Raw genomic sequence first — 20147 nt, forward strand, 5'->3', positions numbered from 1 at the left:
GCGCGCGCTGGCGTCACGCGTCGGCGCGGGACGCGGCCGGTTCGTCGGCCGGCGGAAGCGTGAATGCCGGCGCGGGATCCATGACCGCGGCCGGGTCCACGACGGCGCCCGGTGCCGGCACCGCAAGCGGTACCGCGGAAGGCGCGAGGATCGGCGCCGCGTCCGGCATCGCGGCCTGATCCGGCACGGACGCCGCCCCCGCCGCCGGTTCGGCGGCCACGGTCACCGGGGCCGATGAAGCGTCGGCTGCCGCGCGCGCCGCGGGCCGGCGTGCGGGATCGAACACGAACGACAGCCCGACGCTGCCGAGGATCGCGACCGTCGCGATCACGGTCGCCGTCGTCACGGGCTCGCCGAGCATCAGCGCGCCGAGCGCGACCGCGACGATCGGGTTCACGTACATGCAGCTGCTCGCGATGATCGGGCTCGTATGGCGGATCAGGTAGCCGTACGCGACGTACGCGGCCATCGTGCAGAACACCATCAGGTACACGAACGCGAACACCGGGCCGACCGCGACCTGCTCGATGCGCTCGCCCATCAGCCATGCGGCGATCGTGGACATCAACCCGCCCAGGCCGATCTGCAGCGACGTCGACAGGAACAGGTCCGACGGCAGCTTGAGCCGCGTCGCGAGATGCGCGCCGCCCGCCCAGAAGAGCGCGCCGGCGAGCACGCAGATCGTGCCGAGCGCCGAGTTCGCGGCGCCCGCGCCGCCCGAATTCAGCACGACGATGCCGACCATCCCGAGCGCGACGGCCGCCCACTCGCCCTTCGTCACCGGACGCCCGGCGACCGCCGCGATCACGGTCGCGAACAGCGGCACCGTCGCGACCATCACCGCGGCCGAGCCGCTGCTGACGGTGCGCATCCCGAGCGCGATCGTGCCGGACGACAGCGCGACCAGCATCGTGCCGACGATCGCCGAGTTGCGGATTTCCAGCAGCGTCGGCCATTCGGGCTTGCGACGCAGCGCGAAGATGAACAGGCCGATCCCGCCGAGCAGGTTGCGCAGCCCCGACAGCAGCAACGGCGGGAACGACTGCAGCGCGAAATGCAGGCCGCTGTAGGTCGAACCCCAGACGAAATAGATGAATACCAGGGCCAGTGCGACACGGCCGCCGCGGCTTTGCGGCAGGCGGATCCGGATCGGCAGGCGGGCGAGGAAATCGAGGAGGCGGTCGAGCGGTGTCATCGATCAGCCCGCCCGCACGACGTGTCGCGTGCTCCGCTGAAAGACGCCGGCGATGCCGGCAAACGGCCCTGACGGGACCAGGAAGGCGGAGACGAACGTGCGGAACGACATGGCAGTGCGAACGGCGACGAATAAGAACCGGCAAGCGGCGGCAGAGGGTCAGGAAAACGTGCGCAGACCGCTTCGGTTGCGCACGCTCGGCATTATGGCATCACGGATTCGAAAGCATCATCGGACCTGTCTGAAAGGATATCGACTGACGTTTCGGCGCGACATTTTTCGGCATCCGGACGAACCGAATCCGGGGCCGGAAACGCGCTGCTCGGGCGTCGCGGACATCGCCCGACGCCCTTCCCCGCCCATCGCGATCGATCCATCGGCCTGACGGCCAGTCATGCATCGCGGGGGTTGCTTCGCGCTTATCGTGACGGTCGGCCTGCCGATCCGGGCGCCGACATTTTGTCCGTTCAACCCGCACACCATCCATACAAGATTTTGTATAATTCCACCATCCTTCCGCCGAAGCCGGTCGTCTTCGTCGGCAGCGCGCTGGATGCGCTTCGCGGCTTTCCGCTGGCGGCGCGCCGCGAAGCCGGCCACCAGATCGACCAGGTGCAGCGCGGCCTGACGCCCGACGACTGGAAGCCGATGCGCACCATCGGTGTCGGCGTGCGGGAAATCCGCCTGCGCGATGCGAGCGGCGCATTCCGGATCATCTATGTCGCGACCTTCGCGGACGCGATCTACGTGCTGCACTGCTTCCGCAAGCAATCGGCACGCACCTGCAAGGCCGACGTCGAACTGGCCGCCCGGCGCTATCGCGCATTGACGATCGAGAGGAAACGATGAGCAACGAACGCTATACGAATGTCTGGGACGCCATCGAGGGCCAGCCGGCCGAGGCCGAGAACATGAAGCTGCGCTCCGAGCTGATGATCGCGCTCAAGCAGCGCATCGCGCAGCTCGAACTCAGCCAGGCCCAGGCCGCGAAACAGCTCGGCGTCACGCAGCCGCGCGTGTCCGATCTGCTGCGCGGCAAGATCAACCTGTTCGGGCTCGACGCGCTCGTCAACATGGCGGCGGCGGTCGGCCTGCGCGTCGATCTGCAAGTGCGCTAATCCGCGTGAAGCACGGCGGGCGCGGCCGCGCCCCGCCGCTCACGATCCGCCGAACCAGTTGTAGCCCTGATCGACCCAGTAGCCGCCCGGGTAGGTATCGGTCACGAAGATTTCCATGATGTGCTTCGGATTCTTGTAGCCGAGCTTGGTCGGCATCCGCAGCTTCATCGGAAAGCCGAATTCGGGCGGCAGGCGGCGGCCGTCGTAATCGAATGCGAGCAGCGTTTGCGGATGCAGCGCGGTCGGCATGTCGATGCTTTCGTAGTAATCGTCCGCGCATTTGAAGCCGACGTATTTCGCGTGCGTATCGGCGCCGACGCGTGCCAGAAACGCGCCGAACGGCGTGCCGCCCCAGCGGCCGATCGCGCTCCACCCTTCCACGCAGATGTGCCGCGTGATCTGCTCCGCGTGCGGCAGCGCATACAGCTCGTCGAGCGTCCACATGCGCTTGCCCGTCACCCGGCCCGACAGCACGAGCCGGTACGTCGATGCGTCGACGTGCGGCACGTCGTCGATGCCGTAATACGCGTTGAACGGAAACGGCCGCGTGATGTCGGCCTCGGTATAGGTCGGTGCGAGCCGCTCGCCGCTGAACAGCCAGGCCTGCACGCGATCGTTCATGCGCGACACTTTCTCGAGAAACGCGTTGACCGACGCGTCGTCCTGCAGCGTGCAGCCGGTCAGCATCGTCAGGCCGCCGAGCGTCAGCACGCGCCGGTTGAAGAGGCGCCGCGACGGCATCTCGAGTTCGCGGCGCACGTCGAGCTCGAGCGACTTGCGGTCGAGCGTCCAGCTCGGCCGACCGCGGTTGTTTCCGGATTCCGACATGATGAGTTCCTTCGCCCGCGGCGTGCGGGTCAGCGGCCGCGCAGCATCGCGAGCAGCGAGCGCGGCACCAGCAGCGCCATCGCGACGTGTACGACGAAAAACGCGACGAGCAGCGACATCGCCCAGAAGTGCACGACGCGCGCGTTGTCGTAACCGCCGAACAGCTCGCGCAGCAGCGGAAACTGCACGGACTTCCAGATCGTGAGCCCCGACAGCACCAGCACGATCAGATCGACGATTGCGGTCAGGTACGCGGCACGCTGCACCGCGTTGTAGACGCTCAGGTCGTCGTGCGACAACCGGCCGCCCAGCGCCGCGCGCACGTCGCGCCATATCGACGCCGGCGTGACCGGCAGCATCTTGCGCGCGAGACGGCCCGTCGCGATCGACATCGCGAGGTAGAACAGCCCGTTGCCGACCAGCAGCCACATCGCCGCGAAATGCCATTGAAGCGCGCCGCCCAGCCAGCCGCCGAGCGTGATGCCGTGCGCGAACGTGAACGGCGGATAGATCGGCGACGCATCGTAGATGCGCCAGCCGGACAGTGCCATCAGGATCGCCGCGAGCGCGTTGAGCCAGTGGCTCACACGCACCCACAGCGGATGAATGTTGCGCGCGGGCGGCGTGGCAGCCGTGCGCCCGGCAGCGGGAACGGTTTGCATGGTGAAGACTCCCGGAACGTAGCGGCGGTGCGCGATGCGCGGGCGGCCTCGTGCACCGCACGCGCGGGCCGCGCCCCGCCCGCGTCGGTCAGTTCGACGGCGCCATCTTGTCGCCCGACGTCGACTTGCCCATCGCGTCGTGCGACATCGCGTCCTTCTTCATCGCGTGCTTCTTCATGGCGTCTTTCTTCATCGCGCCGTCCTTCGCCATCGCGTCGTGGCCCATCGCATCCTTCGACATCGACGCGCCTTCCTTCGACATCGCGTCGTTCTGCGCATACGCACCCGTTGCGGCCATGGCGAAACCGGCGACACAGGCTGCGATCAGTACTTTTTTCATGACATCTCTCCGAAACATGGGTTTGAGGAGCCGAATAGACGGAGGACGTCGCGGGATATGACAGTCGTTTCGAGATTTTTTTTCGGGGACTGCCGAAACCGCTGCAATGCTGCACCGCGCCGTCATCGTCAGCCGGGCCGCAGGGCCGTGCGGCGGTGTCATGCATCGCGGCTTGCGCGGCGGGCGCGCCGCCCGCATTGCTGCAACTGCACCGCGGCCACCGGTCTGCCACCGGTTGAAACCGCCGCGAAGCCAGTGTATCGTGTGCGCTGCTAACGCGGGGGTCCTGCAATGCGTTCGGTCAAACAACCGGCATTGCGGGTGAGAAATACCCTTTGAACCTGATCTGGATAATGCCAGCGCAGGGAAGCGTACGGATTTCGCCGCCATCCTTCTGACGAAATCCGCCGCCTCACCAAGCCTCGTCTCCTGCTTAGCTCGAGCCCCACATTCGTCAAGGGCTCCGGGCAAGCGCCGTGGCGCCTGTCCGGCGCTCACACAGGAGATTGCATGAACGCCAATCCGAAGTTTCTGTCCGCGGACGCCCACGTCGACGCCGCCGCCGTCGCCCCGCTGCCCAATTCGCGAAAGGTTTATGTAACCGGCTCGCAGCCCGACATCCGCGTGCCGATGCGTGAAATCACGCAGGCCGACACCCCGACCGGCTTCGGCGGCGAAAAGAACCCGCCGATCTACGTGTACGACACGTCGGGCCCCTACACCGATCCGGACGCGAAGATCGACATCCGCGCCGGCCTGCCGGCACTGCGCCAGCGCTGGATCGAAGCGCGTGGCGACACCGAGGTGCTCGACGGCCTGTCGAGCCAGTACGGCCTCGAGCGCGCGGCCGACCCGGCCACCGCCGACCTGCGTTTCCCGGGCCTGCACCGCAACCCGCGCCGCGCGCAAGCCGGCAAGAACGTCACGCAGATGCACTACGCGCGTCAGGGCATCATCACGCCGGAAATGGAATACATCGCGATCCGCGAGAACCAGCGCCGCGCCGAGTACATCGAGAGCCTCAAGTCGAGCGGCCCGAACGGCGCGAAGCTCGCCGCGATGATGGGCCGCCAGCACCCGGGCCAGGCGTTCGGCGCCGCGGCCTTCGGCGCGAACGCACTCGCCGAGATCACCCCCGAGTTCGTGCGCGAGGAAGTCGCGCGCGGCCGCGCGATCATCCCCGCGAACATCAACCACCCGGAATCCGAGCCGATGATCATCGGCCGCAACTTCCTCGTGAAGATCAACGCGAACATCGGCAACTCGGCCGTCACGTCGTCGATCGGTGAGGAAGTCGACAAGATGACGTGGGCGATCCGCTGGGGCGGCGACACGGTGATGGACCTGTCGACCGGCAAGCACATCCATGAAACGCGCGAGTGGATCATCCGCAACAGCCCGGTGCCGATCGGCACGGTGCCGATCTACCAGGCGCTCGAAAAGGTCAACGGCAAGGCCGAGGACCTGACCTGGGAAATCTTCCGCGACACGCTGATCGAGCAAGCCGAGCAAGGCGTCGACTACTTCACGATCCACGCGGGCGTCCGCCTGCAGTACGTGCCGCTCACGGCGAACCGGATGACGGGCATCGTGTCGCGCGGCGGCTCGATCATGGCGAAGTGGTGCCTCGCGCATCACAAGGAAAGCTTCCTGTACGAACACTTCGAAGAGATCTGCGAGATCATGAAGGCGTACGACGTGAGCTTCTCGCTCGGCGACGGCCTGCGTCCCGGCTCGATCTACGACGCGAACGACGAAGCGCAGCTCGGCGAACTGAAGACGCTCGGCGAGCTCACGCAAATCGCGTGGAAGCACGACGTGCAGGTGATGATCGAAGGCCCCGGCCACGTGCCGATGCAGTTGATCAAGGAGAACATGGATCTCCAGCTCGACTGGTGCAAGGAAGCGCCGTTCTACACGCTCGGGCCGTTGACCACCGACATCGCACCGGGCTACGACCACATCACGTCGGGCATCGGCGCCGCGATGATCGGCTGGTTCGGCACCGCGATGCTGTGCTACGTGACGCCGAAGGAGCACCTCGGGCTGCCGAACAAGGACGACGTGAAGGAAGGGATCATCACGTACAAGCTCGCCGCGCACGCGGCCGACCTGGCCAAGGGTCACCCCGGCGCGCAGGTGCGCGACAACGCGCTGTCGAAGGCGCGTTTCGAGTTCCGCTGGGAAGACCAGTTCAACATCGGTCTCGATCCGGACAAGGCGCGCGAATTCCACGACGAGACGCTGCCGAAGGATTCGGCGAAGGTCGCGCACTTCTGCTCGATGTGCGGCCCGCACTTCTGCTCGATGAAGATCACGCAGGACGTGCGCGAGTTCGCGGCACAGCAAGGCGTGTCGGAAACCGAGGCGCTGAAGAAGGGGATGGAGGTCAAGGCGGTCGAGTTCGTGAAGACCGGCGCCGAGATTTATCACCGTCAGTAAGTCGGCAAGCGAACGCGGCGGTCCGCGCGGACCGCTTCGCTTCGTGAAGCATGGCAGGAAGCCCGCTTTCGAGCGGGCTTTTTTTTGCATTCGCGCGCATGCCGTGTGCCTGCCGGCGCAAGCGAAACAATTGATTACGAAACCGCTCGAGCCTTAACAAGTCCTTACAGCAGCGCCACGGAGCGACGCGTAGATTGGATTCATGCGCGGCCGTCAGGCGGCCGCGCGACCTCCGTTCACTACCACAAGGACAGCGATCATGAACCATTCGATTCGGCGTTTTGGGGTATGCGCGCTGCTCGTCGCGACGGTGGCCAGCCTTTCGGCCTGCGATTCGATGACGCGGCGCCAGCGCGATACCGCGATCGGTGCGGGTGTCGGCGGTGTCGCCGGCGCGGCGATCGGCGGCAACGCGCTGTCGACGCTGGGCGGCGCGGCAGCCGGCGGCATCATCGGCAACCAGGTCGGCAAATAAGCCGACCGGCTTACCCGGCTGCCGCGCGACGCGCGGCAAGCGCCGGCCTGACGGCGTTTCCGCACGGCGGAAGCGCCGTTTTTCATATGCGGCGCCGCAACACGCCGCAGCGGCTCGGAAATGATCCGTTACCGTTTAGCGCACCTTGTCATCGCCGCGCGGCCTAAGCTTAAGCATCTGCCGATTGCCGGCTCCGCCGGAGAGACATCATGAACAGGACCCTCGTCGCCGCGGCGCTCGCGTGCACGACGCTCGCCGGCTGTTACTACCCTTACGGCTACTATCCGTCCGGCTATTACACGGCGGCGCCCGTGCAGCCCGCGCCCGTCTATGTCGATCCGGGCCCGGCGTACTACTATCCGGCGCCCGCCTATGCCCCGGCCTGGGGCGGTTACTGGGGCCCCGCGGTATCGCTCAATTTCGGCTTCGGCGGACGCGGCGGCTGGCACCATCACTGAACGACCGCACGGGCCGGTTCGCGGCGGAGGCCAGCGGATTTCCCCGGTTCTTGCCATTTCATCCGATCGTGAAACGACGGCACGGGAACGCGGTGTAAGATTCCTCGCATCCCGTCCCGTCGCCGCCACGCTCAATGTCGCCCAAGAACGCCCTTCTGCTGACCGTCCTCGCTGCCCTGTGGGGCGCGTCGTTCCTGTTCATCCGGATCGGCGTCGCCGACTTCGGCGTCGCGCCGCTGATGGCGCTGCGCGTGGGCATCGGCGCGCTGTTTCTCGCAGGCTTCGCGCTGACGCGCTTCAGGCCCGCCGAGCTCGGCGCGCAGCTGCGCCGTCGCGCGTGGCCGTTGTTCGTCGTTGGCGCGCTCAACTCGGGCATCCCGTTCTGCCTGTTCGCGTTCGCCGAACTGACGCTGTCGGCCGGCGTGACGTCGGTGATCAACGCAACGACGCCGCTGTGGGGCGCGCTCGTCGCCTATCTGTGGCTGAAGGACAAGCTGTCGCTGCCGCGCGCGCTCGGCCTCGTGATCGGCTTTGCCGGCGTCCTCACGCTCGTGTGGGATCAGATCGCGAACGCGCACGGCAGCACCGGCGCCAACGCGACCGCGCTCGCCGCCGCCGCCGCGCTCGGCGCGACGCTGCTGTACGGCATCGCGGCCAACTACACGAAGCGCACGCTCAGCGGCGTCGATCCGCTCGTCAACGCGACCGGCAGCATGATCGGCTCGACCGTGCTGCTGGCGCCGTTCGCGATCGCGACCTGGCCCGCCGCAGCCGTCAGCGCGCATGCATGGGGCGCCGTGCTCGCGCTCGGCATCGCCTGCACGGGCATCGCGTATTTCATCTTCTTCCACCTGATCGCGCACATCGGCCCGGCCCGCGCGATTACCGTGACGTTCGTGATCCCAGTGTTCGGCCTGCTGTGGGGCGCGCTGTTCCTCAGCGAACACGTATCGCTCGTAATGATCGAAGGTTGCGCGATCGTGCTCGTCGGCACCGCGCTCGCCACCGGCGTGATCAAGCGGATTCCCGGGCTGCGCCCGCGCGGCGGCGAAGCGGCCTGAGCGGCAGGCGTGGCCGGCACCCGCCGGTGCGGGTTGCCCGCGACGCGCCGGCCGCCAATCCGCGAGCGCCGCAGGTCGACCGGTGCGCGACGGCGCATAGCGAATTTCGCCGGATGGCGATGCAACCGCCCGGCTTTGCCGCATTCTTCGCACGCGATGCACGCGGCATATTTGGAGCCGTCGCCGCATACACGGCCGGTGGCCCTTGCGTATCACGCGCCGGGCGGACGGCCCCTTCCAGCCGTCGGTGTAGCGTTTGCGTCTGGAGTTACCCTGATACGCGCGCCCCACCATTCCCGTTACACTCGGATCACTCATCCGCAGAAGGCGGTTACGATGCACCACGTTCTTTCGCGTCCACCTGCGCGTGCGACGGCTTCTGCGTGGCGCGCACGATACCGCCCCCCGATCGCCCCAGGGCACCGTTGACATGAAGCCCTCCCGCGACCTCTCGCTCGACTCCCTGCTCGAACGCCTCACGCCGACGCCCAGCGGCTGGATCGCAACGTATCGCGAGACGACGCTGCGCAGCGTGTTTCAACCGGTGCTGTCGATCACGCACAAGCGCGTGGTCGGCTACGAAGCGCTGCTGCGCGTCGTGGACGAGAACGGCGCGCTGGTTTCGCCGGTCGCGCTATTCGACAGGACGCGTGCCGCTGCCGACGCGTTGCTGCTCGACCGGCTCGCCCGCTGCCTGCATACGGCCAATTTCGTCGCGCAAGGCATCGGCGACGGCTGGCTGTTCCTGAACGTGACGCCGCGCGTGCTCGATTCCGGCCTCGTGCAGCGCGAATTCGTCGAGGCGCTGTGCCGTCATTTCGCGCTGCCGCCGAACCGCATCGTGCTGGAAGTCGTCGAGCAGCCGGCGCGCGATGAAGCCGCGCTCGCCCGCACGATCGACATGATCCAGCACCGGGACTTCCTGATCGCGATCGACGATTTCGGCACCGGGTTCTCCAATTTCGACCGCGTGTGGCGCGCACGGCCCGATATCGTCAAGCTCGATCGATCGCTCGTCGAACGCGCGAACGCGTCGGCCGACGATCGCCGCATCATGCATCACCTGGTATCGATGCTCCATCAGGCCGGCGCGATGGTGCTCGCCGAGGGTGTCGAAAGCGACGACGCGCTGCAGACGCTGATGGAGGCCGATATCGATTTCGTCCAGGGTTTCCAGTTCGGCCAGCCCGACGCATCGATCGCGCACGCGAGCGCCGCGGCGCCCGCGATGCTCGACGCCGCGTGGCAACGCTACATCGCCCACCGGCATACGCCGGCGATCGCCGAGCAGCCGGGCTTCGACGCGATCGAGCGGCTCGTGCTCGCCGGCGCGGCCGCGTTTTCCGCGAGCGGCAGCCTGCAGGACGCCGCGCAGCGCGTATTCGTGGTGCCGGCCGCACGCCGGGTGTTCGTCACGGACGAGATCGGCGAACAGTTCCTGCCGTCGATCGGCGCGCGTCCCGAGGACGGCCAGACGAGCGGCACGCGACTCTCGCCGCTGTTCCCGGAGACGCACAGCAACTGGTCGCGGCGCCCGTACTTCCAGCGCGCGATCGCGGCGCCGGGGCGCGTCGCGCTCATGGGCCCGCACTTCTCGCTGACCGAAGGCCGCGATTGCTACACGGCAGCCGTCGCGATTCGCGCGCAAAACCGTCTCGTCGTGTTCTGCGTCGACTTCGTGCTCGACAGCGCGGGCACCGTGATGCGGTAGCGCATACGGCGGCACGACGCCGCCCGCCATGCAGGCCGGCCGGCGATTCGTTTCATCAGTCGATCACCTTCCCTCTTCCGGACTTCACCACGCTGCGGCGCGACTTGTGTTCGAGCCGCCGCTCCTTCGATGCGCGTGTCGGCCGTGTCGCGACCCGCGCACGCGGCGTGAACGCGACGCTGCCGATCAACGCATCGAGCCGCGCGAGTGCTGCCTCGCGATTTTTCTCCTGGGTGCGGTATTCCTGCGACTTGATCACGACGATGCCGTCGCGCGTGATGCGCTGGTCGGACAGCGCGAGAAGCCGTTCCTTGATGACGGGCGGCAGCGACGACGCGCGGATGTCGAAACGCAGATGAATCGCGCTCGACACCTTGTTGACGTTCTGGCCGCCGGCGCCCTGCGCGCGCACGGCGGTCCATTCGACTTCGGCCGGATCGAGCGTGTAGCGGATCATCATCGCGACGTCTCCTTGCGGCGCCGCGCGAGCGCCTCGTCGACGCGGGCCGCCAGGCCCGAATCGCGTTGCGTACGTGTCGCGACCGCCTGCGCCAGCACGCGCCGCGGGCCAATCACCTGCACGCGCGTGCGCGCACGCGTGACCGCGGTGTAGACGAGTTCGCGCGTGAGCACACGGCCGAACGATGCCGGCAGCACGAGCGCGGCCTCGTCGAATTCGGAGCCCTGCGACTTGTGGACGGTCAGCGCGAACGCCGTTTCATGCGGCGGCAGCGCCGCGGGCGACACGGCGCGCGCGGTGCCGTCCGCGCGGCGGAACCATACGCGCAGCACGCCCTGCGCGTCCGGCAACGCGATGCCGATGTCGCCGTTGAACAGCCCGAGCGCATAGTCGTTGCGCGTCACCATGATCGGGCGCCCGGTGAACCAGTGTGCGCCGACCGCGAGCGGCACGCGTGCGGCATGCCGCACGTGCGTGGCCACCAGCGCATTGACGTGCTCGGCGCCGCGCGATCCCGTGCGCGTCGCGCACAGGATCCGGAAGCGGTTGAGCGCATCGAACAACGGCAGCGGATCGGGCTCCGGCCCGGACAACGCGATGCGCAACGCATCGAGGTACGCGCCGAACCGGCGCGCGAGCCGCTCGACCGTCGACGCCGCAAGCGTCTCGCCCGCGTCGTCGTGAAACGACGCGGCAGCGGCCACGTCGGCCGGCAGCGCGTCGAGCGCGCCCTGCACGTCGCCGCGGCGGATCGCGAGCGACAGGCGGCCGATCGGCGAATCGAGACCGAAACGGTAATTGCGTTCGAGCCACACGACGCAGTCTGCGAGCGGTGCGGGCGACGCGGCGGCGATGTCGTCGGCCACCGTTGCAACAGTCGACACCCGTGTTGCCGAACCTCCCGCGTGGGCCTGATCGAGCGGCGTGAGCTCGACGGCGTCGAGCCATGTGAGTTCGTCGGCCTCGATCCATGCAGGATCGGTGGCCGCGGATGCGCTAGCGAAGTCTGTCGGTGCAGGTGACGACGGAGCGGCCAGCGGCACCGCGTCAGCCGGGGAAACCGCTTCGTCCTGCGGGTCGTCATCGAACAGCGACGCCTGTCGCGTATCCACGTTGCGCCGTGCGGGCGGCTTGCGCGCCGCGCTCGCCGACAATGGCGCGGAAGCCGGGGCCGGGGCTTGAGCCGCAACAGCAACCGCCCCCGCCACTTCGCCGTCCGGCACCGGCAAGGCCGCGACGAAAGCCGCTTCGTCGATCCCGAGCGCATCCGCGATGCGCGTGCGCGCAGCGGCGGTGAACGTCGGCCGTGCGCTGAGTTCGGCGAACACGGCGCCGGCTTCGACCGCGGCAAGCTGATCCTTGTCGCCGAGCAGCACGAGCCGTGCACCCGGCGCGAGCGCATCGAGCAGATGCGCGGCGAGCGCGACGTCGATCATCGACGCCTCGTCGACCACGATCAGGTCGTACGGCAACGGATTGTCGCGATGATGGCGAAAGCCCGCCGCCCCGCCGCCGCCGAGCAGGCGATGCAACGTGTACGACGTGTCGGGCAGGCGCGCGGCAAGTTCCGGCGGCAGGTCGCCCGCCCGTGCGTGCAGCGCTTCCTGCATCCGCTGCGCGGCCTTGCCGGTCGGCGCCGCCAGCGCGATGCGCAGCCCCGGATGCGCGTCGAGCAGACAAGCCAGCACGCCGACGACGGTCGTCGTCTTGCCGGTGCCGGGGCCGCCGCTGACGATCGTCACGCGTCCTGTCAGCGCAACGATCGCCGCGACGCGCTGCCAGTCCACTTCGCCCGTCGCGGGCCCGAAGTAACGCGCGAGACTGTCGCGCAACCGGTCGGGCGACAGCACGTCGCCCGGCGCGGCGACGCCGGCCTGCGCGACGAGCGCATCGGCGAGCCGCCGTTCGTAGTCGAAATAGCGCGACAGATACAGATGGTCGTGCCGGTCGACGATCAGCGGCCGCTCGTCGCCGCGCGCGAGCGTGCTGAACGCCACCACGCCGCTTGCTGCAAGCGCCGCGCGCACGTCGTCGACCGGTTCCTCGTAGCGCTGCGCGAGCGCGCCGAGCGACACGCATACGTGGCCGCCCGCGGTCGCCCGGCTCGTCGCGAACGCGGCACGCGCCGCCCAGCGCGCGGCCGCGGCCGGCGCACCCGCACGGCGCGACAGGTCGCCGATGCGTCGCGCGAACCCTTCCGCGAGCGCGATGCCGAAATCAGCCGGCTCGGGCAGGCGCGCGACGAGGCCGCCGGTGAATTCAAGCGTATCGTCGGACACGTTCATGCGCGGCCCCCTTCCATCATCCGGTCGAGCGCGTCGACGAGTTCGCGCGCGGGCCGCCGCGCATGCACGCCGGCCGGTTCGCCGGCACTGCGCCAGTCCGGCCGCACGCCACGCACGAACAGGTACAGATAGCCCGCGATATGCGTGTCGTAGTCATAGTCGGGCAGCCGCCCGCGCAAATAGCGATGCAGCGCAACCGTATAGAGCAGCGCCTGCAGGTGATAGGCATGATCGGCCATCGCGACGTCGAGCGCGCGCGGGCCGTAAGCGTCCGGCGTATTGCCGAGATGGTTCGACTTCCAGTCGACGATCCAGAAGCGGCCGTCGTGTTCGACGATCATGTCGATGAAACCCTTGATGAAACCGGCGAGCACGCCAGCGTCCAGCGCAACGTCCGGATAGCCGTGTGCGACCAGCAGCCGGCGCAGCGCGCCCAGCTCGAGCGACGGCGCCGGGAACAGGAAACCCATTTCGTCGAGCCGCTTGGCGGGATCGAGATCCGCAAGCCGCATGCCCGGCACGAGCTCCGTGCGCACGACATCGTCGACGAGCCGCGCCATCATCGCGGGCAGGCGCGTCGCGAGTTCGGGCTCGGCCTCGACTGGCCGGTCATGCAGCGCGCCGAGCGCCGCCTGGTGCCATGAATCGGGCTCGGTGAACCGACTGAGTTCGAACAGGCGGTGCAGACACTCGCCCGCTGCCGCGCCGCGCGGAAACACGAGGATGTCGTCGTCCGGCGGCTCGACCGCGACGGTGTCGTCCACGGCAAGCGCGCCGTCCGGCGCGACGGCGGCAAGCGCATCGTGATCGGGCCGCAGCTCGTCGTCCGGCACGACCGCGACGCCCGCCTCCTCGCGCGCCATCGACGCGGTCAGCGAACTGAAGCTCGCCATCCGCCACGCGTCGCGCAGCACGCGCGTCGCATGGCGGGCGGCGAGCGTCTGCGATGCATCGTGGCCGGCAGCCAGCCGCTCACGGCGCGCCGGCACCGGCAACGGTGCAACGCTCACGGGCCCACCGGCGAGCGCTTGCCACGCAGCATCGAGCACCGCTTCGTCGGGCGGCTCGTCAAGCCACGCGTCGAACGACTGGCCGGCCCCGGCCACGAGCCAGTTCAGCACGCTGCGCCGCGCCTCGCGGGTCGAGCGCGACGACAGATAAGGCCCGGCGACGAGATAGCACCGATAGACCGCGCGCGTGAGCGCCACGTAGACGAGCCGCGCGCGTTCCGCCGCCTGCTCGCGCAGCGCCTGGCGCGCGGCATGCTCGGCGGCTTCGTCGTCGCACCCGTAATGCAGCACGGCGTCGCCCGCATCGTCGTGATACTCGCGCGCGTCGGGCAGCCCCGACGCGGGCGGCTCGCGCAGCCCGCCGTCGTTCAGGAACGGACAGAACACGACCGCGTATTCGAGGCCCTTCGACTTGTGCACGGTCACGATCTGCACGAGGTTGCGATCGGACTCGAGACGCAGCTGCGCTTCCTCGCCGCCGCCGTCGAGCCGTTGCGCGGCGAGCCAGCGCAGCGTCGGCGCGATGCCCGGCTGCGCGGACGCGCGCGCCTGCGTCAGTTCGGCCAGATGGTTGATGTCGGTCACGCGGCGTTCGCCGTCCGCGCCGGCCATCAGCCGCTCGGCGATCCGCAGCTCGCGCGTGAACGTGCGCCACATCACCGCGAAGCCGCGTTCGCGCCACAACAGCCGATAGCGCGAGAAGCGCTCGACCCAGCTCATCGCGTCCGCGCTGTCGGCCGCTGCGCGCGACACATCGCCGTCGCCCTGCTCCATCCGCCACAACGCCCCGGCATCGAGGCCGAACCAGTCGGCGGCCAGCGCCGCGCGCAAGCGCCGCAGGTCGCCCGGCGCATCGATCGCCGCGAGCACGCGCTCGAGCTGCTCCGCATCGCCGGTCGAAAACACGGACGCCTGCGCGAGCTCGACGCTGCCGATGCCCCACGTGGCAAGCACGCGCTTCACGAGACTCCCCTGCCGGTGCGTCTGCACCAGCACCGCGATGTCGCCCGGCGACAGCGGCGTATCGCCGAGCCGCACATGTCCTTCGCGCGCGCCGCGCATCAGCCGGGCAATCTCGGCCGCGCACGCCTGGGCGGCCTGTGCCTGCGCGTCGCGCTTGAGCAGCGTGCCGTCGCCGCCCGGCAGCGCCCAGATCCGGAAATCGCCGCCCGGGGCCGGGTCGGCGCCGTCGACGAACGGTGCACGCACGCGCGTGCCGGCGCGCACCGCGTAATAGTCGAGCCCGTCGAGCACGAACGCGCGCGGGTTCGACATGAAGAAGCGGTTGCACGCATCGACGATCGCCGGCGTCGAACGCTGGTTGACCGCGAGCGTATAGCACGCGCTCGCGCTTGCCCGCGCGGCGAGATACGTATGCAGATCCGCCGCGCGGAAGCTGTAAATCGCCTGCTTCGGATCGCCGACGAGAAAGAGCGGCCCGCCCGGTGCGAAGATCCGGTCGAAGATCGCGAACTGCAGCGGGTCCGTATCCTGGAATTCGTCGATCAGCGCGGCCGGATAGCGCGCGCGCAGCGTCTCGGCGAGCCACGGATGCGCATGCAGCGCGTGATAGAGGTTCGCGAGCAGATCGTCGAACGACACGACGCGGCGCGTACGCTTGCGTTCGGCCAGCTCGCCCGGCGCGGTGTCGAGCCAGTCGGCGACCAGCGCGAGCCAGCGCGCGCGCTGCGCGGCCTCGGCGGCGGCCACCGCCGCTTCGAGCGCGTCGGCGACGTCGAAGAATGGGTGTTCGGGGGTCGCGCCACCCTTTTTCGTCGCCTTCGCGAGCGCCGTGCGTGTGAGCTTGAGCGCCGCCTTCGGCAGCGCGGCGGCGGAGTTGCCTTGCGCGAAATGCGCGGACCACGCGCCGAGCGCATCGGCGACGGCGTCGGGCTTGTGCGAACGCTGATTGAGCACGGGCTGCGCGGCGCGCAGCAGCGCGTCGATCGCATCCCGCTCGTCGTCCCACATCCGCGCGGCCTCCGCGAAGCATTCGACGGCAGCGGCCTCCGCCGATGCGTCCGGTTCGACGACGCCGTCCCAGCGTAGCGCGGCGAGCGGCTTCTTCAGCCGCCGCGCGAGCTGGGCGTCGAGCGCGGCCGGGCCCGCGCCCGAATCGACGAGCCACGTCGCGAAGCCGGGCCAGCGCGCGGCCATCGGTTCGACGCGCGTACGCCAGAAGTCCGCCGCGAGCTCGAAGCGCAGCGCTGCATCGTCGGCCTGCATCTCGAACGCGAACGGCATCGCAGCCGCGAACGGCGCTTCCTGCAGCGCACGCTGGCAGAACGCGTGGATCGTGTGGATCGCCGCCTGGTCGAATGCGCGCAGCGCGCGCCGGATCCGCTTCGCGGCGGTCTCGGGGTCGAGCGCGCCGGCTTCGCCGAGCGTCGTCTCGAGCAGGCGCGCGACGAACGGATCGCCGCCGTCGTCGCCGGTATCGAGCGCATGCGCGAGTTGCGCCAGCCGCCCGCGGATCCGCTCGTGCAGCTCGGCCGTCGCCGCCTTCGTGAAGGTCACGACGAGGATTTCATCCGCGCCGAGATCCTTCTCCAGCAGCAGGCGCACGTAAAGCGCGCAAATATTCCACGTCTTGCCGGTACCGGCCGACGCCTCGATCTGGTTGACGCCGTCGAGCGGACACGCGAACACATCGAGTTCGAGCGCCGCCTGCGGCTGGGATGCGGCGCTCATGCGGCCTCCTTCAGATGCTCCAGCATCGGCTCGAACACGAGCCGCGCGAGTGTGCCGAACGGTTCGTCGAGCGAAGGATGCGCACCGCGCCATGCGATCGCGATCGCCGGATCGTCGGCTTCGCTCACCACGCGCTCGTTGATCCAGACGCTCGCCGCCTTCGCCTCGCCGTCGGAAATGCGCGCCCACGCGCTGCGCGGGAAGAACCGCAGCGGCATGCGCCGCCCCGCGCGAAACAGCGCGGCGAGCGGCGCGAGGCGCTCGAGCGGTGCCGCGACCGGCGTGAGTTCGAACGCGCCGCCGCTGCCGAACCACAGCGTGCGGCGCGGACCGTCGGGCTCCACCGCGCAGTAGACGAGGTGCGCGAGCCACGCGGACAGGTAGTCGCGCGCGCTCGGCCGTGCATAGCGATAGATGATCTGGCCTGCCGGCGTCAGCCGGTTCAGCGTGCCGTGCAGTTCGAGCGGCGCACTCACCGCATCGCTCGACAGCATCGCGTCATCGGCACCGAACAACGCCTGTTCGGTGTCGGGCCAGGCAGGCGCGATCGCGAGCGTGAACGGCCGCCGTTCCATGCCGTCGGCCAGCGCACGCCGCACGTTCGACGCAAGCTGCGTCATCGAGCCGAGCGCCTGGTCGCGCCAGACCGCGCCCGTCGCGCCGCCCGGTAGTTCCGGGCTGGCGTCCGCGATGCGCAGCGCATGATCGTGCACGCCGCCTTCGTCCGATTCGATCAGGAGCGGCAGCACGCGCTCGGCGAGCGCGTCGCTGCCCGCGAAGTCGAGTGCGAACGGCTCCGTGTCGAGCAGTTCGGCCTGCGCGTCGGACAGCACGATGCCGAGCCGCGCACGCAGCAGCGCGCGGGCCGGATGCCGCCAGAACCGTTCGAATTCGCTGAACGCGACAGGTTCGACCGGCTCGGCCGGCAGCGGCTGCGCGAAGAACGGCTGCTCGCGCATCGCGTCGCGCGCGGCTTCGGCTGCCAGCAGCGACGCCAGCGTCGCGCGCTCGGCGTCGTACGACGCCAGTTCGCTGCCGGGCCGGAAATACTCGGCCGCGAACGGTTGCAGCGGATGTTCGACGATGAACGCGCGCCGCGCGGCATCGACCGCGTCCGGTGTGGCATCCTCGCCGGCCGTGACGAGCGCGAGATGGTCGAGCAGTTCGTCGACGAGCGCCGCGGGCGGCAACGGCGCGTTATCGCGAATGCTGCGCCCCGTATAGGCAATCAGCAGCCGGTCGCGCGCGGCGAGCAGCAGGTCGAGGAACAGGTTGCGTTCGTCGTCGCGACGCTGCCGGTCGCCGAGCTTCGGCAACACGGCCATCAGGTCGAACTCGTCCGCGCGCGCGAGGCTCGGCAGCACGCCGTCGTCCATGCCGAGCAGGCACACGACGCGGTATGGCAGCCCGCGCAGGCTCGTCAGCGACGAGAACGTGACGCCGCCCCACGGCACCCCGCCGCGCGCCGGATCGTCGAGCGCGGCTGCCAGCCCCGCGCGTACGACGGCCGCGGGCAAGGCTTCGTCGGGCGCGCCTTCCGTCATCGCGGCCAGCATCGCGTCGAGTGCGTCGCGCACGCCCGAGAGCGCATCGGCATACGCGGCACCGGAGTCGAAGAACCGCGCAAGCGTGTCGGCGAACAGTTCGCTCCATGCGCGTGGCGTGTGCGCGTCGGCGAGCCGTCGCGAGAAGCCGTCGAGATCGTCCGTGAAGCGCGCGAGCCGGCCGAGCAGTTCGGCCTCGCTGCCGGTTGCCGCCTCGATCGGCAGCCACGCGCCGACCGGTGCCGCGCCCTCGGGCATCGCATAGCCGAGGAAGAGGCGCGCGAGCGCATCGGAAAACGTATGGCGCGGCGCAGGCACCGCCGCATCGTCGCTCACCGTCGGCGACAGCCCACGCCGCGCGCCGGCGGCTGCGAGCCAGGTCTGAACCGTCTCGAGCGCGGTTGCGTCGATGCCGTAACGGGCCGCAACCGCGTCGACGCGCAGCCATTCGACCAACTCGGGCGCGCCGACCTGCCGTTCCGGCAACGCGAGCCATTCGAGCAGCACGCGCGCGACCGGGTTCGCCTGCGACGGCGGCAGGCCGGTGATCCGGTAAGGCACGCGCGCGCCGCCGGCGCCCGCGGTGCCGAACACGGCATCGATCAGTGGCCCGGCCGCCGCGAGATCGGCGACCGCCACGAGCACATCGGACGGCTGCAGCGTCGCGTCCGCATCGAACCACGCGAGCAGGCGGTCATGCAGCACCTCGAGCTGGCGCGCGAGGCTGTGGCATACGTGCACCTCGATCCCGCGCTCGGCCGGCGCTTCGCCGAGCTCCGCCTCCGGTTGCAGGTCGAGGATCGCATTCTGCACGCGCGCGAGCCAGGTCGGCGCGGGATTCCCGACGAAACGCGACGCATCGCCCGACGCGGCGCTTTCAGTCAGTTCGTGCAGCATGTGCAGCTGCGCCTGCGTCTGCCGGCCCCACTCCGCGAGCAGCGGATGGCCGACTTCCTGATAGTCCAGCCGGCCGGCCGCGTCGAGCGCCTCGGCATGCGCGGCGGTGACGATGTCGAACCAGAATTCTCGGCACGGATTGAGCGCATAGACGCGCACGTCGATCCAGCGCGACAGCTCGCGCAGCAGCGCGACGTGCAGCGGCGGCATCGTCGGCAGCGCGAACACGCTGACCGATTCCGGCCAGTCGGCACGCGCGACGGTTTCGGGATCGAGGTTGCGCGCCTCCACGAGGAAGCGATGCGCGGGCGGCGTGCCGCTGTCGCTCAGCTCCGCAAGCAGCACGCGCCACAGCGCCGCCTGCCAGTGCTCGTCGTCGCGTGCGGCATCGGTGATTCCGCGCGGCGCGACGTCGCCCGCGAGCACCGACTCGCCGGCCTGCCATGCGGCCAGCCATTCGGGCCGATAGGTCAGGTAATGATCGAGCACGGCCGCGACGCGCTGTGCGAGCTCGTAGCGCATCGCGTCGTCGGACGCGGACAGATACGCAGCCAGCCGCGGCGACGCGAGCCACGGCGCGCCGCTCGCGCCCTGCGCGAACAGCCGGTAGCAGCGCCACACGAGGCGGTCCGGTGCGAACGGCGAGCGGGCGGGCACCGTCAGCACGCGGCCGATCTGCGCCCACAGCCATTGCGCGAGATACGTAAACTCGACGTTCGCGCACACGCCGTGGCGCACAGCGATGTCGAGTTCCAGACGGCGGCGCAGCGCCGCGCTCGGCACGATGACCTGTTGCGGCGCCCACGGGCCGTTGCGGGCCGGAAACGCGGCCAGGTCGTCGAGCAGCGCGTCGGCCAACGTTTCGTGACGGTTCGAATAGAAGAGATGGAGCATGAAGCGGGTGTCGGAGCCTCGCGCCGGCCAGGCCGTGCGAACGGGAGCACCAAGGATAGCAAAAGGACCGTCGCGG

General features: G+C 69.3%; 15 protein-coding genes and 1 riboswitch. Of the genes, 7 read left to right on the forward strand and 8 right to left on the reverse strand.

Annotated elements, in window-relative coordinates:
* Positions 1-13 precede the first annotated feature (13 nt).
* Positions 14-1195: an EamA family transporter gene (locus tag WS87_RS11935; RefSeq protein WP_059815837.1), complete on the reverse strand. Its 1182-nt coding sequence runs from the start codon at positions 1193-1195 to the stop codon at positions 14-16.
* A gap of 495 nt (positions 1196-1690) precedes the next feature.
* On the opposite strand from WS87_RS11935, the gene WS87_RS11945 reads away from it, so the two are divergent.
* Both WS87_RS11945 and WS87_RS11950 read left to right on the forward strand, forming a co-directional pair.
* A complete protein-coding gene (locus tag WS87_RS11945) occupies positions 1691-2044 on the forward strand; it encodes a type II toxin-antitoxin system RelE/ParE family toxin (RefSeq protein WP_059691135.1) in 354 nt (117 codons plus the stop codon).
* Positions 2041-2313 (forward strand): helix-turn-helix domain-containing protein, encoded by a 273-nt coding sequence (locus WS87_RS11950; protein WP_059523570.1) that lies wholly within the window; start codon positions 2041-2043, stop codon positions 2311-2313. The genes WS87_RS11945 and WS87_RS11950 overlap by 4 nt, the downstream gene beginning before the upstream one ends.
* Before the next feature lie 39 nt (positions 2314-2352).
* On the opposite strand, the gene WS87_RS11955 is transcribed toward WS87_RS11950, so the two are convergent.
* From WS87_RS11955 to WS87_RS11965, 3 genes are all read right to left on the reverse strand, one after another.
* Complete coding sequence (locus WS87_RS11955) at positions 2353-3141, reverse strand: molybdopterin-dependent oxidoreductase (protein ID WP_059815850.1); 789 nt, start codon at positions 3139-3141, stop codon at positions 2353-2355.
* 29 nt (positions 3142-3170) lie between these two features.
* On the reverse strand, positions 3171-3803 hold the full coding sequence (locus tag WS87_RS11960; protein WP_059523575.1) for a cytochrome b/b6 domain-containing protein: 633 nt from the start codon (positions 3801-3803) through the stop codon (positions 3171-3173).
* Between the two features lie 88 nt (positions 3804-3891).
* Positions 3892-4143 (reverse strand): pentapeptide MXKDX repeat protein, encoded by a 252-nt coding sequence (locus WS87_RS11965; protein ID WP_059523577.1) that lies wholly within the window; start codon positions 4141-4143, stop codon positions 3892-3894.
* A 269-nt stretch (positions 4144-4412) separates the two neighbouring features.
* A riboswitch (TPP riboswitch) is annotated at positions 4413-4529 on the forward strand.
* 124 nt (positions 4530-4653) lie between these two features.
* Between WS87_RS11965 and thiC the strand changes: the two genes are divergently transcribed.
* The 5 genes from thiC to WS87_RS11995 all read left to right on the forward strand — a co-directional run bounded on the left by thiC (position 4654) and on the right by WS87_RS11995 (position 10290).
* Positions 4654-6585, forward strand: a complete 1932-nt coding sequence (gene thiC / locus WS87_RS11970; protein ID WP_059815853.1) for a phosphomethylpyrimidine synthase ThiC — start codon at positions 4654-4656, stop codon at positions 6583-6585.
* Positions 6586-6844: 259 nt separating this feature from the next.
* Positions 6845-7060 (forward strand): glycine zipper 2TM domain-containing protein, encoded by a 216-nt coding sequence (locus tag WS87_RS11975; RefSeq protein ID WP_059449419.1) that lies wholly within the window; start codon positions 6845-6847, stop codon positions 7058-7060.
* A gap of 209 nt (positions 7061-7269) precedes the next feature.
* Positions 7270-7518, forward strand: a complete 249-nt coding sequence (locus tag WS87_RS11980; RefSeq protein ID WP_059523584.1) for a hypothetical protein — start codon at positions 7270-7272, stop codon at positions 7516-7518.
* Between the two features lie 134 nt (positions 7519-7652).
* On the forward strand, positions 7653-8579 hold the full coding sequence (locus tag WS87_RS11985) for a DMT family transporter (RefSeq protein WP_059815859.1): 927 nt from the start codon (positions 7653-7655) through the stop codon (positions 8577-8579).
* Positions 8580-9009: 430 nt separating this feature from the next.
* A complete protein-coding gene (locus WS87_RS11995; RefSeq protein WP_059815862.1) occupies positions 9010-10290 on the forward strand; it encodes an EAL domain-containing protein in 1281 nt (426 codons plus the stop codon).
* 55 nt (positions 10291-10345) lie between these two features.
* Here WS87_RS11995 and arfB read toward each other — a convergent pair whose 3' ends face one another.
* The 4 genes from arfB to recC are packed head-to-tail and all read right to left on the reverse strand — an operon-like array spanning position 10346 to position 20071.
* Positions 10346-10750: an alternative ribosome rescue aminoacyl-tRNA hydrolase ArfB gene (gene arfB / locus WS87_RS12000; protein WP_044848015.1), complete on the reverse strand. Its 405-nt coding sequence runs from the start codon at positions 10748-10750 to the stop codon at positions 10346-10348.
* Positions 10747-13035, reverse strand: a complete 2289-nt coding sequence (locus WS87_RS12005) for an AAA family ATPase (RefSeq protein ID WP_059815865.1) — start codon at positions 13033-13035, stop codon at positions 10747-10749. Before WS87_RS12005 ends, arfB begins: the two co-directional genes overlap by 4 nt.
* Positions 13032-16736, reverse strand: coding sequence for an exodeoxyribonuclease V subunit beta (gene recB / locus WS87_RS12010; RefSeq protein ID WP_059815868.1), 3705 nt, complete (start codon positions 16734-16736; stop codon positions 13032-13034). Before recB ends, WS87_RS12005 begins: the two co-directional genes overlap by 4 nt.
* Positions 16733-20071: an exodeoxyribonuclease V subunit gamma gene (gene recC, locus WS87_RS12015; RefSeq protein ID WP_059815870.1), complete on the reverse strand. Its 3339-nt coding sequence runs from the start codon at positions 20069-20071 to the stop codon at positions 16733-16735. The genes recB and recC overlap by 4 nt, the downstream gene beginning before the upstream one ends.
* Positions 20072-20147 lie beyond the last annotated feature (76 nt).

It is taken from the genome of Burkholderia sp. MSMB0856, assembly GCF_001524645.2.
GTDB lineage: Bacteria > Pseudomonadota > Gammaproteobacteria > Burkholderiales > Burkholderiaceae > Burkholderia > Burkholderia diffusa.

What these genes read in the sequence shown, in the direction of transcription:
- WS87_RS11975 (WP_059449419.1), top strand. Translation starts at nt 6,845, where the DNA reads ATGAACCATTCGATTCGGCGTTTTGGGGTATGCGCGCTGCTCGTCGCG.
- WS87_RS12005 (WP_059815865.1), bottom strand. Translation starts at nt 13,035, where the DNA reads ATGAACGTGTCCGACGATACGCTTGAATTCACCGGCGGCCTCGTCGCG.
- recC (WP_059815870.1), bottom strand. Translation starts at nt 20,071, where the DNA reads ATGCTCCATCTCTTCTATTCGAACCGTCACGAAACGTTGGCCGACGCG.
- WS87_RS11955 (WP_059815850.1), bottom strand. Translation starts at nt 3,141, where the DNA reads ATGTCGGAATCCGGAAACAACCGCGGTCGGCCGAGCTGGACGCTCGAC.
- WS87_RS11950 (WP_059523570.1), top strand. Translation starts at nt 2,041, where the DNA reads ATGAGCAACGAACGCTATACGAATGTCTGGGACGCCATCGAGGGCCAG.
- WS87_RS11985 (WP_059815859.1), top strand. Translation starts at nt 7,653, where the DNA reads ATGTCGCCCAAGAACGCCCTTCTGCTGACCGTCCTCGCTGCCCTGTGG.
- WS87_RS11965 (WP_059523577.1), bottom strand. Translation starts at nt 4,143, where the DNA reads ATGAAAAAAGTACTGATCGCAGCCTGTGTCGCCGGTTTCGCCATGGCC.
- WS87_RS11980 (WP_059523584.1), top strand. Translation starts at nt 7,270, where the DNA reads ATGAACAGGACCCTCGTCGCCGCGGCGCTCGCGTGCACGACGCTCGCC.
- WS87_RS11995 (WP_059815862.1), top strand. Translation starts at nt 9,010, where the DNA reads ATGAAGCCCTCCCGCGACCTCTCGCTCGACTCCCTGCTCGAACGCCTC.
- WS87_RS11935 (WP_059815837.1), bottom strand. Translation starts at nt 1,195, where the DNA reads ATGACACCGCTCGACCGCCTCCTCGATTTCCTCGCCCGCCTGCCGATC.
- arfB (WP_044848015.1), bottom strand. Translation starts at nt 10,750, where the DNA reads ATGATGATCCGCTACACGCTCGATCCGGCCGAAGTCGAATGGACCGCC.
- thiC (WP_059815853.1), top strand. Translation starts at nt 4,654, where the DNA reads ATGAACGCCAATCCGAAGTTTCTGTCCGCGGACGCCCACGTCGACGCC.
- recB (WP_059815868.1), bottom strand. Translation starts at nt 16,736, where the DNA reads ATGAGCGCCGCATCCCAGCCGCAGGCGGCGCTCGAACTCGATGTGTTC.
- WS87_RS11960 (WP_059523575.1), bottom strand. Translation starts at nt 3,803, where the DNA reads ATGCAAACCGTTCCCGCTGCCGGGCGCACGGCTGCCACGCCGCCCGCG.